The organism is Comamonas sp. C24C, from assembly GCF_053345995.1.
This window is the reverse complement of record NZ_JBKFBC010000013.1, coordinates 79,247-93,909: the sequence shown is the minus strand read 5'-3', so window position 1 is coordinate 93,909 and position 14,663 is coordinate 79,247. Positions and strand designations below refer to the sequence as shown.

The 14,663-nt window shown below is 64.4% G+C and carries 16 protein-coding genes; 7 read left to right on the top strand and 9 right to left on the bottom strand.

All coding sequences use genetic code 11. The annotated features are described in order from the left end of the window. The 3 genes from ACLBXN_RS21010 to ACLBXN_RS21000 form a co-directional block, all read right to left on the bottom strand. Positions 1-231, bottom strand: coding sequence for a hypothetical protein (locus ACLBXN_RS21010; RefSeq protein ID WP_447613449.1), 231 nt, complete (start codon positions 229-231; stop codon positions 1-3). An 11-nt stretch (positions 232-242) separates the two neighbouring features. After that, on the bottom strand, positions 243-620 hold the full coding sequence (locus tag ACLBXN_RS21005) for a steroid Delta-isomerase (RefSeq protein ID WP_447613448.1): 378 nt from the start codon (positions 618-620) through the stop codon (positions 243-245). Positions 621-729: 109 nt separating this feature from the next. Beyond that, on the bottom strand, positions 730-1,503 hold the full coding sequence (locus ACLBXN_RS21000; protein WP_447613447.1) for a 3-alpha-hydroxysteroid 3-dehydrogenase: 774 nt from the start codon (positions 1,501-1,503) through the stop codon (positions 730-732). 154 nt (positions 1,504-1,657) lie between these two features. On the opposite strand from ACLBXN_RS21000, the gene ACLBXN_RS20995 reads away from it, so the two are divergent. The 4 genes from ACLBXN_RS20995 to ACLBXN_RS20980 all read left to right on the top strand — a co-directional run bounded on the left by ACLBXN_RS20995 (position 1,658) and on the right by ACLBXN_RS20980 (position 7,032). After that, a complete protein-coding gene (locus ACLBXN_RS20995; RefSeq protein WP_447613446.1) occupies positions 1,658-3,673 on the top strand; it encodes an oxidoreductase in 2,016 nt (671 codons plus the stop codon). A gap of 15 nt (positions 3,674-3,688) precedes the next feature. After that, positions 3,689-5,815, top strand: coding sequence for an NAD(P)/FAD-dependent oxidoreductase (locus ACLBXN_RS20990; protein ID WP_447613445.1), 2,127 nt, complete (start codon positions 3,689-3,691; stop codon positions 5,813-5,815). Positions 5,816-6,047: 232 nt separating this feature from the next. Continuing rightward, complete coding sequence (locus ACLBXN_RS20985; protein WP_447613444.1) at positions 6,048-6,431, top strand: c-type cytochrome; 384 nt, start codon at positions 6,048-6,050, stop codon at positions 6,429-6,431. A gap of 109 nt (positions 6,432-6,540) precedes the next feature. Further along, on the top strand, positions 6,541-7,032 hold the full coding sequence (locus tag ACLBXN_RS20980) for a hypothetical protein (RefSeq protein ID WP_447613443.1): 492 nt from the start codon (positions 6,541-6,543) through the stop codon (positions 7,030-7,032). A gap of 131 nt (positions 7,033-7,163) precedes the next feature. Here the strand turns inward: ACLBXN_RS20980 and ACLBXN_RS20975 are convergent, their stop codons facing one another. Genes ACLBXN_RS20975 through ACLBXN_RS20960 form a run of 4 tightly spaced genes read right to left on the bottom strand, consistent with a single transcriptional unit; the run spans position 7,164 to position 9,440 of the window. Then, the gene (locus ACLBXN_RS20975; protein ID WP_447613442.1) at positions 7,164-7,424 is read right to left on the bottom strand and encodes a hypothetical protein; all 261 of its coding nucleotides are present in this window, start codon (positions 7,422-7,424) and stop codon (positions 7,164-7,166) included. A gap of 18 nt (positions 7,425-7,442) precedes the next feature. Further along, entirely contained in the window at positions 7,443-7,835 is a 393-nt protein-coding gene (locus tag ACLBXN_RS20970) for a nuclear transport factor 2 family protein (protein WP_447613441.1), read from the bottom strand. A 17-nt stretch (positions 7,836-7,852) separates the two neighbouring features. Beyond that, a complete protein-coding gene (locus tag ACLBXN_RS20965) occupies positions 7,853-8,752 on the bottom strand; it encodes an MBL fold metallo-hydrolase (protein ID WP_447613440.1) in 900 nt (299 codons plus the stop codon). Positions 8,753-8,801: 49 nt separating this feature from the next. Further along, positions 8,802-9,440: a DsbA family protein gene (locus tag ACLBXN_RS20960; RefSeq protein WP_447613439.1), complete on the bottom strand. Its 639-nt coding sequence runs from the start codon at positions 9,438-9,440 to the stop codon at positions 8,802-8,804. Between the two features lie 80 nt (positions 9,441-9,520). Between ACLBXN_RS20960 and ACLBXN_RS20955 the strand changes: the two genes are divergently transcribed. Further along, positions 9,521-10,456, top strand: a complete 936-nt coding sequence (locus tag ACLBXN_RS20955) for a LysR family transcriptional regulator (RefSeq protein WP_447613438.1) — start codon at positions 9,521-9,523, stop codon at positions 10,454-10,456. A gap of 45 nt (positions 10,457-10,501) precedes the next feature. After that, a complete protein-coding gene (locus tag ACLBXN_RS20950; protein WP_447613437.1) occupies positions 10,502-10,702 on the top strand; it encodes a hypothetical protein in 201 nt (66 codons plus the stop codon). A gap of 15 nt (positions 10,703-10,717) precedes the next feature. Here ACLBXN_RS20950 and ACLBXN_RS20945 read toward each other — a convergent pair whose 3' ends face one another. Together ACLBXN_RS20945 and ACLBXN_RS20940 are read right to left on the bottom strand one after the other, a co-directional pair. Further along, a complete protein-coding gene (locus ACLBXN_RS20945) occupies positions 10,718-11,488 on the bottom strand; it encodes an SDR family NAD(P)-dependent oxidoreductase (protein ID WP_447613436.1) in 771 nt (256 codons plus the stop codon). Positions 11,489-11,772: 284 nt separating this feature from the next. Then, entirely contained in the window at positions 11,773-13,197 is a 1,425-nt protein-coding gene (locus tag ACLBXN_RS20940; RefSeq protein WP_447613435.1) for a coniferyl aldehyde dehydrogenase, read from the bottom strand. Between the two features lie 125 nt (positions 13,198-13,322). Here ACLBXN_RS20940 and ACLBXN_RS20935 point away from each other — a divergent pair, with 125 nt between their 5' ends. Further along, a complete protein-coding gene (locus tag ACLBXN_RS20935; protein WP_447613434.1) occupies positions 13,323-14,657 on the top strand; it encodes a spinster family MFS transporter in 1,335 nt (444 codons plus the stop codon). Positions 14,658-14,663: the final 6 nt, after the last annotated feature.

Here is a 14,663-nt window from a genome sequence, read left to right as displayed (position 1 = left end):
CTATAAATCATACGAAATTTGAATACAGTCAAGCGCAAGCAGCTTCTGAATAAAGAGCATGGCAAGCGTGGGTTGTTGCGACTCGGCAGCGCCTGCGCCATGGCTTCTCCAGCTCCGGGAAAGCTCGCCATAGACCGAACGAAGCGATGCGAGATCGGTGCTGCGCCTGCGCTGCAGAATCTGTATCGGCGCCTGTGTCGAAAGAGCCGTCACGGCCTGCGCCATGGCCATGAAGAGCTTGCTCAGACGCCGGCGTGAATATTCTTCTCGCCAAACAAGGCGCGCATGCTCACCACCTTGCCTGCGTTGTTGAAGCAAAAGTGATCGATGGGCGCAATCACGGTCTTGCGGCCCTGATACTCGAAACTCACGGTGAAGGCGAAGGCCGCTTCGTCGGCAACCGCGCGCACTTCCTGCGTCAGCTCCACCGCCAAGGGCAGCTTGAGCGAGTTGGCATAGAACGCGCGAATCGCCTCCCTGCCGCGCCGGGGCTCGGAGCCCACGGGGTCTTCCACCGTGGAGTCATCGGCAAACAGCGCGACGATGCCGTCCAGATCGCCGGCATTCAGCGCAGCCACATAGCGCTGCACAACCGCGGTCATATGTTCAACAGAGTTCATCTCAGCTCCAGAATTCCAGAACAAGGCGCTCCCGAGCAAGACGGCCCCAGGTAAGAGGCAGCCATGCTCCTGCCTCCCGGGAGCAAGCCACAAGGCGGCTCAGGGGGAATCAGAATCCCGTGGGGCGCATCACCGCATCGATACCGCCGTCGATCACGATCTGCGCGCCATGCACATAGCTGGCGGCCTCACTCATGAGAAAGGCGATGACGGATGCCATTTCAGCGGGCTCGGCGCGGCGGCCCAGCGGAGGCACGAACTTGGCAATGGATTCGCCATAACGCGGGTCCTGCAGGCCCGCCTGCAGCAAGGGCGTCTCGGTCGCGCCGGGGGCGATGGTGTTCAGGCGCACGCCGGCCTCGCCCCATGCCGCGGCGCGCTTGCGCACGGCCACCGTGAGAGCGTTCTTGCTACCTGCATAGGCCAGGTTGCCGCCCTGCTCTCCCGCCTGTTCGACAATGGCGCGGGCCTTGGCTCCCTCGCCGGCCTCCAGTGCCGGTGCCAGCGGGTTCCTGTCGTGCGTCAGATGCGCGGAAGCCACGGACGAGATGACGACGGCAGCGGGCTGCCGACCCTGTTTCAGCAGCGGCAGAAAAGCGTCCAGCAGCTCGGTCGCGCCAAAGTAATTGACCGAAACCACATTGCCGACCACCTTGGTCTGCGGCCCCAGGCCGGCGCACAGCACCAGGCCGTCCATGCTCTTGCCGCACCTGGCCTGCACATCGGCGACCGCCTGGCTGCGGCCTTGGGCCGTCGAGAGGTCCGCGATCACTTCTGCATCGCGGACATCGATTCCGACGATCTGGTGGCCGGCCGCCTCCAGGGCCTTGCGCGTGGCGGCGCCGATGCCGGTGGCGCAGCCGCTCATCACGATGATGGACATGTCTTGTTTCCTTGGGTCTGGGTTGTGATGGCGCACATCAAAGCCCATCACGAAAAGTCAGACTACATGCAAACGGACGATGTGATTCCCCTAGGGAGAATTTACCGTGGCCATTCCTACACTGGCGCAACGTTTGCGTGTGAGGAAACCAGCCATGTACCCCCATCTCTTCCAGCCCATCACCATCGGCCATATCACCCTCAAGAACCGGATTCTGATGGGCTCCATGCATACCGGGCTGGAGGATCAGGCTCAGGGTTTCGAGAAGCTGGCCCTCTTCTACACCGAGCGTGCCCGGGAGGGGCTGCAGCTCATCGTCACCGGCGGCTTCGGCGTCAACGAGTACGCACTGGGCATGCCCGAGCATGCCGAGTTCTCGACACTTTGCACGCCCGAGCAGGCGGCCCGGCATCGCCTCATCACGGACGCCGTGCATGCCGAGGGCTGCCACATCCTCATGCAGGTGCTGCATGTGGGCCGCTACGACCACGGCAGCGGCGGTGTCTCGCCCAGCAGCGTGCTCTCCAAGCTCAGCAGCCGCAGCTCGCGCGAACTCAGCGCGGCCCAGATCGAGCAGATCATTGCCGACTATGTGCGCTGCGCCTGCCTGGCCCGCGAAGCCGGCTATGACGGCGTGGAAGTCATGGGCGGCGAGGGCTATCTGATCAACCAGTTCCTGGCGCCGCTGACCAACTTCCGCACCGACGAATGGGGTGGCGATGCCGCCGGCCGCAGTCGCTTTGCCCTGCGCATCGTGCAGGGCATACGCGCGGCCGTGCCCGAGAACTTCGTCATCAGCTTTCGCCTGTCCCTGATGGATCTGGTCGAGCATGGCAGCCACTGGAAGGAAGTGCTGGACCTAGCACGCCAGCTGGAAGCCGCTGGCGTGGACCTGTTCAACACCAGCGTGGGCTGGCATGAGGCGCGCATTCCCACCATCGCCATGATGGTGCCGCGCGCGGCCTTCAGCTGGGCTGCCGAGCAGCTCAAGCGTGCGGTCAGCGTTCCCGTGGCGGCCAGCAACCGCATCAACACTCCCGAAGTGGCCGATGACCTGATTGCCCAGGGCCATGCCGACATGGTGGCCATGGCCCGCCCCTTTCTGGCCGACCCGGCCTTTGTGCGCAAGGCGCAGGCAGGCCAGAACAGCGCCATCAACACCTGCATTGCCTGCAACCAGTCCTGCCTGGATCGCATCTTCACGCGCCAGCAGGTCAGCTGTCTGGTCAACCCCAGAGCCTGCCGGGAATGGGAATGGCCCCAGGAAAAAGCCGCAGCAGCGCGCAAGATCGCCGTACTGGGCGCGGGCCCCTCGGGACTAGCCTGCGCGCGCGAGGCGGCCGACCGGGGCCACAAGGTGACGCTGTTCGAGCCCGGCATCCGCATCGGCGGCCAGTTCTTTCTGGCGCAGAAGGTACCCGGCAAGCAGGAGCTGGGCGAGACGCTGCGCTATTTCGAGCATGAGATCCAGCGCCTGGGCATAGAGCTGCGGCTCAACACCACACCGGACATCGACACCTTGAGCGGCTTTGATCATGTGGTCGTGGCCACGGGAGTGACACCGCGGCGCAGCGGCATCGAGGGCGAGAACAGCTCCAAGGTGGTGGACTATATCGAGGCATTGCGCAGCCCCCGCTTTGTCGGCGAACGCGTGGCCATCGTGGGCGCGGGGCCGCTGGGCTTCGACATGGCCGAGCTGCTGTCCCATCACAAGGCCGACGACGGCAGCGTGGCCGCCTTCGACCGCGAATGGGGCATCGACCCCGAACGCGAGCAACGCGGCGGCATCAAGGCCAGCGAGAGGGCCGATTCGCCACGTCAGATCTGGCTGCTTCAGCGCAGCAAGGCGGCCATGGGCAGCAGCCTGCCCACCACCACGGGCTGGATCCGCCGTACCCGGATCAAGAACAAGAGCGCACGCATGTTCAACGACGTGGAATACATCCATATCGACGACAACGGCCTGCACCTGCGCATACGCGGCGAGCAGCGCTGCCTGAGCGTGGACCACATCGTGGTCTGCGCCGGACAGGAGTCGCACGACCCCTGGTCGCCCAGGCTTCAGGCCTGCGGCATTGCGCATACCGTGATTGGCGGTGCACGCAATGCGCACAAGATTGATGCTGCGAGAGCCATCGAAGAAGGCGCCGAACTCGGCCGCAAACTATAGGAGACAGCGAGAAAAATGAACAATCCCCACGCATCCCTGCTGCAGACAGGACGTATCGGCTTCATGGAGCTGAAGAACCGCATCGCCATGGCCCCCATGGGAGAGAACTTCGGCGGCGACGACGGCTGCTGCGGCGAACGCACCCAGGCCTATTACGAAGCCAGGGCTCAGGGCGGAACCGGTCTCATCATCATGGGAACGGCGGCCATTTCCTGGCCTTCCGGCACCAGCGAGCCGCACCAGCTGGGCATCTCGAACGACAGCTTCATCCCCGGCCTGGCCGAAGTCACGCGCCGCGTCCATGCCCATGGCGGCAAGATCGCGGTGCAGATCAATCACAGCGGCAAGGTCGCCGCCCACGACCGCGCCTGCGGCCGCGAAATGTGGGTATCCTCCATGCCGCCCGACGGCCCGGTTCACGACGGCATGCGCACCATCACGCCCAAGGAGTTCTCGACCTTTGTCGGCGTCGGCCCCTACCCGGAGCGCTACCGCATCATGAACAAGGCCGATATCGTGCAGATGGTGGAGTGGTTTGCCGCTGCAGCCCTGCGCGCCAAGCAGGCCAACTTCGACGCGGTGGAAGTGCATTGCGCGCACAACTACATGATCGCCAATTTTCTCTCGCCCTTCTTCAACAGCCGCACCGACGAGTACGGCGGCAGCTACGAGAACCGCAGCCGCCTGTTGCGCGAGGTGCTGACCGAGGTGCGCAGGCGCGTGGGCCCCGACTATCCGGTCTGGGTACGTCTGGACGCGGAAGAAATGCACACGCCCGGCGGCATCACCATGGACGAGGCACTCAAGACCGCCAGGCTCTGCGAGGAACTGGGCATGGATGCCATCAGCGTCTCTGCCTATGCCCGCATGCCCACCGGCTCGGCGTTCACCGACGCCCCGATTCCGCAGAAGGAGAACGCCTACCGCGAATTTGCGCGGCAGTTCAAGCAGACCGTGAACCTTCCCATCATCTCGGCCGGGCGCTGGGAGCTTGACGATGCCGCCGATGCCGTGACCAGGGGAGAGATCGACTTCGTGGCCATGGGCCGCAAGCTGCTGGCCGAGCCCGACATGGTCAACAAGCTGCAGGCCAATGCAGCCGGCGACGTGCGCCCCTGCATCTACTGCTATGCCTGCGTGAGCGAAATCTTCGTCAACCGCGGCATCAAGTGCGCCGTCAATGCACTGACCGGTCATGAAGCCGTCAAGACCATTGCCTTTGCGGCCAAGCCCAGGCATGTGCTGATCGTCGGCGGCGGCCCCTCGGGCATGGAAGCGGCGCGCGTTGCCGCCCTGCGCGGCCACCGCGTGACGCTGGTCGAGCGCAGTGACCGCCTCGGCGGCACCCTGTTCTTTGCCGCCCTGGCCTATCCCGAAAACGGCCGCCTGCTCGACTATCTGGTGCGGCAGATGGACCACCCGAACATCCAGCTGCGCCTGAACACCACGGTCGATGCCGGACTGCTGGCCGAGCTGCAGCCCGACGAGATTCTGGTGGGCACCGGCGCCAGGCGTGCTGCCCCCGCCATCGAGGGTGCCCAGCAAAGCCATGTCTGGAGCGGCGACGAGCTGCGCCGCCTGATGACGGGCGACCGGGCCGACGAGATTGCCAAGGCCAAGCTGAATCTGGCCGAGCGCGCGCTGTTCAAGGCCGGCGGCATGCTCAAGGTGACTGACAGCACGGCAGCGATCCAGAATCTGTCCAAGCTGTGGATGCCCCTGGGCAAGCGCGTGGTCATCATCGGCGCAGGTCTGGTCGGTCTGGAACTGGCCGAGTTCCTGCTCGATCGCGGCCGCGAAGTCACCGTGCTGGACCCCGGCACCCACCCGGGCACCGAGCTGGCCATCGTGCGCCGCTGGCGCGTGTACGACGCCGTGAAGAACCATGGCAAGCTGCTGATGCAGTCCAGCGTCACGCGCATCGAGCGCAAGGAAGTCGTCTGGACGGACAAGAAAGGCGAGGAATACCGCACGCCTGCCGACTCCGTGGTGCTGGCCATTGGCGCCGAAGCCGATTCCAGCGTCGCCGAGCAGCTGCAAGCCCTTACCCGGACTCCCGTGCGCCGCATCGGGGACTGCCAGGACCTGGGCTATATCGAGGGGGCCATGCATTCTGGCCATCAGGCCGGGCGCGAAGTCTGAAGCCACTGACCGGAGAACCGAAACCGCCTGCAAGCCTGGGCCCGCAGGCGGCTCTTCATCAAAACTACAGCCGGCAGTGTCGGCCTTTTGCCGCAGGTCGCCAGTTGGTCTGCCCCGAGCAACAGGAAGCAGGAAACAGTCACCGGGCTGCGTCCAGCCGCAAGCCACCGCTCCAGGCCAGCAGCCCTATACTTTTAGCGCCCGCAAACCTCACGACCGACGACAAGACCCAATGCACGCAAGGGAATGCTTCATCACTTTGCTCGGAGCCCTGCTGCTCACCCAGACAGCACCGGCTTCTGCACAGAACAACAATGGAAAAAATCTCTTCACCCAGAGATGTGCCGTCTGCCACGGTGCTGATATCAAGGGCACCGGCCCCTTGGCCAGGAAAAGCAATCCTCCCACACCGGATCTGACCAGCGCAGCCTTCAGGAAGCGGCTCCAGGAATATCCGGGCGTCATTGTTTCCTCGGTCATACTCCGACCGAACGGGGACCTGATTCCCAGAACCCTGCGGGAGAACGGGGTCAAGCTCGCCCCGCATCCCTGGACGGTGCAGGATTTTCGCGACCTGAACAAATACATGAGCGACGTGATTTCAAAAAGCCGATGACTGCGCCCGCCCCTGCCCGGACATGCTGCCCTGTATAGACCCAGTCCCGCAAACTGTATAAAGAAACAGTAGACTTTGGACTTGATAGCTCCCCGACCAAGGTCCAGACATGTCAGCAGAACTCGAACAAGAAGACCTCTCCATCTTCGAAGACCGCCTTTGGCATCACAAGGGCTGGGAAGCCCGCGTCATCAAGAATGAAGACGACGATGGCTGGGCCGTGTCCATGACCCGGGACGGCCAGGCGGAGCCCGCTCTGGTCGGCCCATGGACCATGGGGCGCGACAAGAAGAACCCCAAGCCTCTTGATGTATCGGCCTTCAACACCCTCGTGAAGACCGCCAGCGAAGTCATACGCCGGCATGAGCAGCACCAGGCGGCGCTGTTGCACAAAGCCATACAGATCGACGTTCGCGGATCTCGCGTGACGGTGGCGCTCGATATCGAGCCCGATGAGGACAACCCCACGGCGACTCTCACGGCCACCGCGGCCGATGGCAGCGAGCTGGCCAAGGTACGAGTCCGGCCCGACCATGGCCTCAATCGTGCCTCCGCGCAGCGCTGGGCAGACGCTGGCTACCCGCGTTACAGCGAGGACTGAGCTAGGACGGGCCCTGGCCCGGCGCGGCTCTGCGCGGACCTGAAGAGCCTGCTCGCCGAGAGGGCGGTCAACACCGGCCAGCCCCCGTGACGGCGAGAGGCCGAATACCGGACAGCAAGTCGGCCTGAAGTTCACGCACCGGGCCGAGAGCGCAGCGCGGCCTCGAACCGGTCCAGCTCCTGCTGCGGCGTGCCGCGCTGCCTGAAACGCTGGCCGGCGCGCTCGTACCAGTTCTCTGCGTCCTCGAGATCGCCCTCCTGCAGATGCAGCAGCCCATGCAGCCAGGCTGCGAGCAGGCCTTCATGCTGCTGCACGGCATCGTGCGCGGCATTCCATTGCCCGGCCCGCATCTGCAGCACGATGGCTTCCAACTGTGCGTTGACATCGCTCATGACAGGGCACGCTTGTGCTCAGGCCAGCAGCGCCTGCTGCACGAGGTGGCTGTCCACATATTGCTCCATGCTCGTGATCCTGCCCTCGTTGAGCTGGTACAGATGGGCAAAGCCAGCCGTCATCGCCTTGCCCGTCTTGCGATAGGTGCCCGAGTAGACGCCGAAGGCTGCCACGCGGTCGCCATCGGCCAGGTAGGTGTGGACCTTGGCGCTGTAGCCGTCCCACTCCGTTGCCAGCCGCTGGAACACGCCCGCGACGATTTGCTGCGGGCCGACGTAGGTTCCGGCATAGGGAAAGCCGGCGGCCTCTGTCCACCGCGCGTCGGGCGCCAGTGCGGCCAGCAGATTCCTGCCGTTCTCCTCGGGCAGACCTTCGTAGGTCGAGCGGATTATGTCCAGATTGGTGGTCATGGTGTGCTTCCCGGGCTTCAGCCCCATTTCATCTCGGCCTTGGCCACCTTGGCGCCGATCTGCAGCGCAGCGGCCAGGCCGGCGTCAGGATAGCGCTTGTTCATGGCGGCGATCAAGGCATCGCCATTGGCGGCCTTGGCCAGCTCCTGCTCGAAGGCCAGCAGGTATTCGCGGGTGTAGTTCACGGCCGAAACGTCCAGCGCGCCATGGGCGCCCAGGTGGCCCGGCACGACCACGGCCGGCTTGCGTGCGGCGATGGCCTCCAGATTCCTGACCCAGGCGGCGCGAGAGGCTGGCGTTGGGGTATCGGCCGTCCACACATGCAGGCCCGAGAACACCAGCACGCCGCCGAAGACCGCATTCAGCGAGGGAACCCACAGGTAGCGGCGGTTCTCCAGTCCCTGCGCCTTGACGATTTCGATGCGGTGGCCTTCCAGCATCAGCGCAGGGCCGTCATAGGCTTCGGGAAAGACGATATCGGCGAGCTTCTGCGGACCGTTCTCCTTGAGCTGGAGCGCCCAGGTATCAATCTTCTTTTGCACATTGGCGCGGATGGCGGCAATAGTGTCGGAGGCTGCGATCACCCTGGCGGCGGGAAAGGCGGCCTTGATCGGTCCCAGGCTGAAGTAATAGTCCGGGTCGCTCTGGCTGATATAGATGGTGCTGAGCTGCTTGCCCGAAGCCTTGATGGCTTCAGCCACGGCGCGGCCGTCGGGCAGGGAAAAGCCGCCGTCGATAAGAACGGCCTCCTGGTCGCCCGAAAGCAGCACGGGCGCACGGAAAAAGCCTTTGTCGTCTGCAGGGAAGTGCTGCCATTGCAGCCTGGAATGGCCGGTCACGGCAGCGGCGCAACCTGCCAGGCCTGTGGCGATTCCGGCGACGGCGACGGTTTGAACAAAGTCTCTGCGATTCAGCATGATGGTTCTCCGGTAAGTTTCGGGATGACGGGGTTGAAAGGCGAAAGCCTCAGGCCTTGGCGATTTGCTCGGCAAAGGCCTGCGGATTGGCGTAAGCGGCACTGGAATTCAGCAACTGACGCTGGCCATGGGTTTCCAGGATGAAGCACGGAACGCCACGCGCGCCGAACTGGCCCAGCAAGGCCTGCGCAGCGGCGATGCGGGCGCGATTGGCTGCCAGCAGCTCTCCATCAGACCGCAGCAGGCATGCAGCCGCCTGCTCCAGCCCCTGGGCCTGCAGCACGGCCGCCAGCGGCTCCAACCTGGTGATGTCCTCGCCGTTGACATAGCGCGCATGCTGGATGGCTTCAAGGGCCTCTGACTCTCGCTCGGGAGCGGTCTGGCTGACGGCGCTCAGCGCCAGGGTGGCGGGACCGCTGTCGAACCGCTGCTGGCGGTCCGACAGCACCTGGCTGCGGTAGATCTCGCTGAAGCGCTGGCCCGTCAGGCGCTCAATACGCTGGTCGTTGCTCCAGGCATAGGCCGCAAAGTCGTCGTCCATGGGACGTGCACCGGCGCCGGCGAAGAGGCCGCTGGGCGCCAGGCGCAGTTCGACCTCGGGCGCCTTGCCCAGAGCCGTCACTGCTGCGGCGGCACCGTAGCACCAGCCGCACAGAGGGTCGAATACGTAATGCAGGGTCTTGGTCACAAAAGGGCTCCATGGCTTGAATACCGTGATCGTAGAAACAATGCATTGACAGAAAAACCCCGATCGAATAGATAAACCGTATGTCAATGACAAACAATCCAGAAGAATCCATCGCCGGCAGGCTTGCCAATCTCAAGCGCCTGGCCTACTTCGCAGCTGTGGTGGAGACCGGCAGCTTCACGGCCGCCGCAGACCGGCTGGGAATCACCAAGGCCGTGGTCAGCCAGCAGGTCGCCAGACTCGAGCGTGAGTTCCGCACCACGCTGCTGACCCGCACCACCCGCAAAGTCGTACCCACCGACGCAGGCCGGCTCTTCTACCAGCGCTGCGCATCCATCCTCAAGGAGGCAGGCGATGCCTTCGACGAGCTCGGTGAAGTGGCGGCCGAGCCTTCGGGCATCCTGCGCCTGACCGCTCCGCTGGACTATGGCATCACGGCGGTGGTGCCTGCCATCACCGAGTTCACCCGGCGCTACCCCCAATGCAAGGTGGATGCCGTGTTCAGCGACCAGTCGCTCGACCTGATGTCGGGGCAGGTGGAGCTGGCAATCCGCGTGGGCTGGCTTTCCGACCTCAACGTGCAGGCCCGTCAGATCGGGAGCTTCCGGCAACTGCTGGTCGCTGCGCCCTCGATGCGCCGGCAAGTGGGGCAGCTCAAGCAGCCGCAGCATATCGGCGAGCTGCCTTTCGTGGCGAACACGGCCTTGCGTGACCCCTGCAGCTGGCGCTTCTCGCGCGGCGAGCTGGAGCAGCAGAGCGTGACCGTGCATCCGGTGATCTCGCTGGATGCGACGCTGGGCGTGCGCGAGGCCGTGCGCCAGGGCGCGGGCCTGTCGGTACTGCCCGACTTCGCGGTGGCCGATGATTTGAAGAACGGCACGCTGATACAGGTACTGCCCAGATGGTCGCTGCCCTCGGGGGGCATTCATGCCGTGTTCCCGACGGCACGCTTTCGGCCTGCAAAGGTGAAAGCCTTTGTGGACCTGATGCAGGAGCACATCCGGCCCAAGGCATGACCAAGGCCGGCCATCAGGTGCCAAACAAGTGGCTCAGCCGAAGACATGCTGAAGCCACACCAGAGCGCCATCGCACAACGGCCGCGTCATCGCGGGGTGCAGCTTGCAGACGTTGCCATTGCGCTTGACCAGGACCGCAAAGGCTCGATTCAAGCCATGGCCTGGCTCAAGCGACATCATCAAGAGTGCATGGAAAAAGGGAGCCCAAGCTCCCTTTTTCTGCGCGAAGCGGTCGGCCCCGCCTGAGCGATGCCTTCAGACTCAGAAGTTCGGCGCTTCCACGCCTCCGTCCACTCCCAGCACCTTGCCGGTCACCCAGCTGGATGCGGGGCTGGCCAGAAACAGCGCGGCGTTGGCAATGTCTTCGGGCTGGCCCATGCGTGCCATGGGCGTGGTTTTTTCCATGCGTTCCTTGCGCTCGGGCGTGAGAAACGGTGCCAGCGCATCGGTCATGATGGTGCCGGGCTCGATGGCGTTGATACGCACCCTGGGACCGAAGTCCTGCGCCAGGCAGCGTGTGAGCTGGTTGAGCGCGGCCTTGGAAGCCGCATAAGCGCTGAAGTACTTTTGCGAGTAGCGCGCCGCCGTGGACGAGATATTGACCACCGCGCCGCCGCCTGCGGCGTCCATGGCGGCGGCCACCTTCTGGATCAGCGTATAGGCAGGCACCACATTGAAGGCCAGCATGTCGCCCACGGCCTTGCCCGTGACCTTGCGTGGGTCGTTGGGGCCGCCGCCGCCCACATTGTTGATGAGCACATTGATCTTGCCCAGCTCAGCCACGGTGCGGTCGATCAGGGCCTGCAGGTCCTCTTCCCGGTTCACATCGCCAGGCACGATGATGGCGCGACGCCCCAGCACTTCGATCTCGGCCTTGACGGCCTGCAGATCCGCCTCGGTTCGCGCAAACAGCGCCACATCGGCGCCCGCCCTGGCCAGCGTGATCGCACAAGCACGGCCAATTCCCTTGCCCGCACCGGTCACGACAGCAACCTGACCCTCCAGCGAAAACTGGCGAAAAATATCGTTCATGTCTCTTCCTCTGATTGCGTTCCAACCCAGCCATGCTCTGCATGAAACGCTTTTGAAACATCAGCCAAACGGACCATGAGACAAGTCCCATGGTCGGCCCTTGCAGCTTGTGTCAACACGCAAGAAATGAGCTCCTGAAATGGATAGCACTGCACCGGGGCAGAGCCGCGAATCATGCTGATTCCGGATCAGAGACAGCGGGCAAGGACCCAGGATGCTCCGCTGCCCCGCAGCGAAGCCGTCGTTCCCTCCGCGAAGCACAGAGGGGCAAGCCGCGCTTCGGCTCAGGGGGTGACTGCGGCCTGCAGCATCTGTGCGAACTGCTCGTTATATGGCGGCAGCATGCCCCACTCTCGACGCGGGTCGTGGCTGCCGGCCTTGTAGACGGAGCGCGCATGACTGAACTCGAGAAAGCCCTCTCGGCCATGGTAGTGACCCATGCCCGAAGCTCCCACACCGCCGAACGGGGCGTCTTCCAGCGCCGGATGCATGACCACGTCGTTGATGGAGACACCGCCGGACAGCGTGTTGTCCAGCACCCAGCCCTGCTCCGTCTCGTCGTTGCCGAAGTAGTACAGCGCCAGCGGGCGCTCGCCGGCATTGATCGCCGCCACCGCATCGCGGATGTTGTGGAAACTGCGCAGCACCATGGCCGGGCCGAAGATTTCATGCCGGGAGATCTCGGCGTCGGCAGGCGGGTTGATGACCAGCGCCAGCGGCAGGCGACGGTCCGACCCGGCTTGCGCGGCACCGACTTCCAGCACGCTCAGGCCACGCGCCTTGGCATCGTCCACATAGGCTTTCACACGGGCATGGTGACGCTCGTTGATCACGGGCGTCATATCCGCATTGCCGCTCACCGAGGGATACAGCGACTGGTATTGCGCGGCAATCCCTTCGGCCAGCGCCTGCAGCCGCGACTCATGAACCCAGACCTCGTCAGGCGACACGCACAGCTGGCCGGAGTTCAGCGACTTGCCCACGGCAATGCGTTCGGCCGCATGGGCGATATCGGCCGTGTCGCTGACCAGCACAGGAGACTTGCCGCCCAGCTCCAGCGTCACGGGCACCAGATTCCTGGCGGCGGCAGCCATGATGAGCTTGCCCACGCTGGTGGAGCCCGTGAAGACCAGGTGGTTCCAGGGCTGCTCGGCAAATGCGGCCGCCACCTCGGGGCCGCCCTGCACCACGGCCAGCACCTGGGGATCAAAGCGCTTGGCCACGGCCTCGGCCAGCACCTGGGCCGTGCGCGGTGCGATTTCGGAAGGCTTGAGCACGGCCCGGTTGCCCGCCGCGAACGCGCAGGCCAGCGGCGACAGCAAGGTGAACAGCGGCGCATTCCAGGTGCCGATGATGCCGATCACGCCCTTGGGCTGGTACTTGACCCAGGCCGTGGCACCGAACATGTCGAAGGGTTTGACGCTGGGACGCGCCGAGTCGCCCAGCCAGTCCTTGAGATGGTCGCGCGCATGCTTGAGAGAGGCCAGCGAGCCCAGGATGTCGTTGGCCAGCGAAAATACCGCAGGGCGGCCGCCGAAGTCTTCGCCCATGGCCTGGCACAGGGCATTCTTGTGCTCCACCAGCATGTCGATGAGCTGCTGCAGGCGCTGCATGCGCACTTCGGCGCTGACTGCACCTTCTTCGATAAAGGCCTGCTTTTGCATGTCCAGCAGCTGGCGGATGCCGATGGACGAATTCGTCTGGGTCATTTTGTCTCCTGAATATTTCTCTTGAAAGCCATGAACGGGAAGGCACATGCTCGGACCTGAAGATTTCCCGGTCGTCGTCCAAAAAGACGATGGCATAACCCTGAGCCCCTCGCACGATGCTGCGCATGCACACCCCTCAAAACCCGCCTCCCGCCGTCAGCTGGCGCACTCATCTCAGCCTCGCCCTGCTGGCGCTGGTCTATATTTTCTCCTTCATTGACCGGCAGGTTCTGTCTATTTTGCTGGAACCCGTCAAGCAGGAATTCGGTGCCTCCGACACCGAGATGGGTCTGCTCACGGGGCTGGCCTTCGGTCTGATCTATGCGATGCTGGGTGTGCCCGTGGGACGTCTGGCCGACACCCGCAACCGCCGCAACATCGTGGCCCTGTGCTGCGGCATCTGGAGCCTGGCCACCGCAGCCTGCGGCGTCGCCACCCAGTACTGGCATATGCTGCTGGCCCGCATGAGCGTAGCCGTGGGCGAGGCGGGCGGCATGGCGCCGTCGGTGTCCATAGTCTCCGACCTCTACCCACCCAAGATGCGCTCGTTTGCCATCAGCCTGTTCATGATGGGCCCCAACCTGGGCACGCTGCTGGGTCTGGTCATCGGCGGCATGGTGGCCCAGCACTACGGTTGGCGCTCCGTATTTCTGGCCTTCGGCATTCCGGGAGTGATTCTGGCCCTGCTGGTGTATTTCTTTGTCAGGGAACCCGCACGCGGCGCCTATGAAACCGCCCGAGTCGCAGCGCCAGACAGTGCCCCGCGCGAATCCATGTTCCGCCAGCTCAGGCGTCTGCTGGGTATGGCGCCGCTGCGCAATATCTGCATCGCCTGCGGCGTGGCCGGTATTGCGGGCTATGGCTACGGCGTCTGGGCGCCGAGCTTTTTCATGCGCATTCACGGCATGAGCATCTCTCACGCCGGCCTGGTGTTCGGCCTGGCCAGCGGCCTGGGGGCCGTGTTCGGCGCCATGTTCTGTGGCTGGCTCAGCGACAGGCTGACGCAGCGCGATGCTCGCTGGCAGCTGCGTCTGGCCGCCATGGGCACGCTCTGCGCCGTGCCGGCCGGCGTGGCCGTTTTCTTCTGGCCCGCCTCCGACTTCTGGACGGTTGCCGGTATCAAGGTCCCCTACGCCATGGCCTTTGCGCTGTTGTTCGGATTTTTCGCAAGCTGGTTCGCCACGCTCTCATACAGCGCCGTGAGCCAGATGGTGACGGCCGCCGAGCGCAGCGTGGCCTCGGCCCTGCTCAATCTGTTCATGACCTTGTTGGGTGTGGGCCTGGGCCCGCTGGTCACCGGCATCCTGTCGGACTACTTTGCCCAAACCCATGGCTCCGAGGGCCTGCGCTGGGCGCTGATGGGCGTGACCTCGCTGCTGCTCATCACCTCGATCTTCTTCGCACTGGCCATTCGCCCCTACCGTCAGCGCCTGCAGCAGCTGCAGACGGCTGCCGCCTGATCCCCC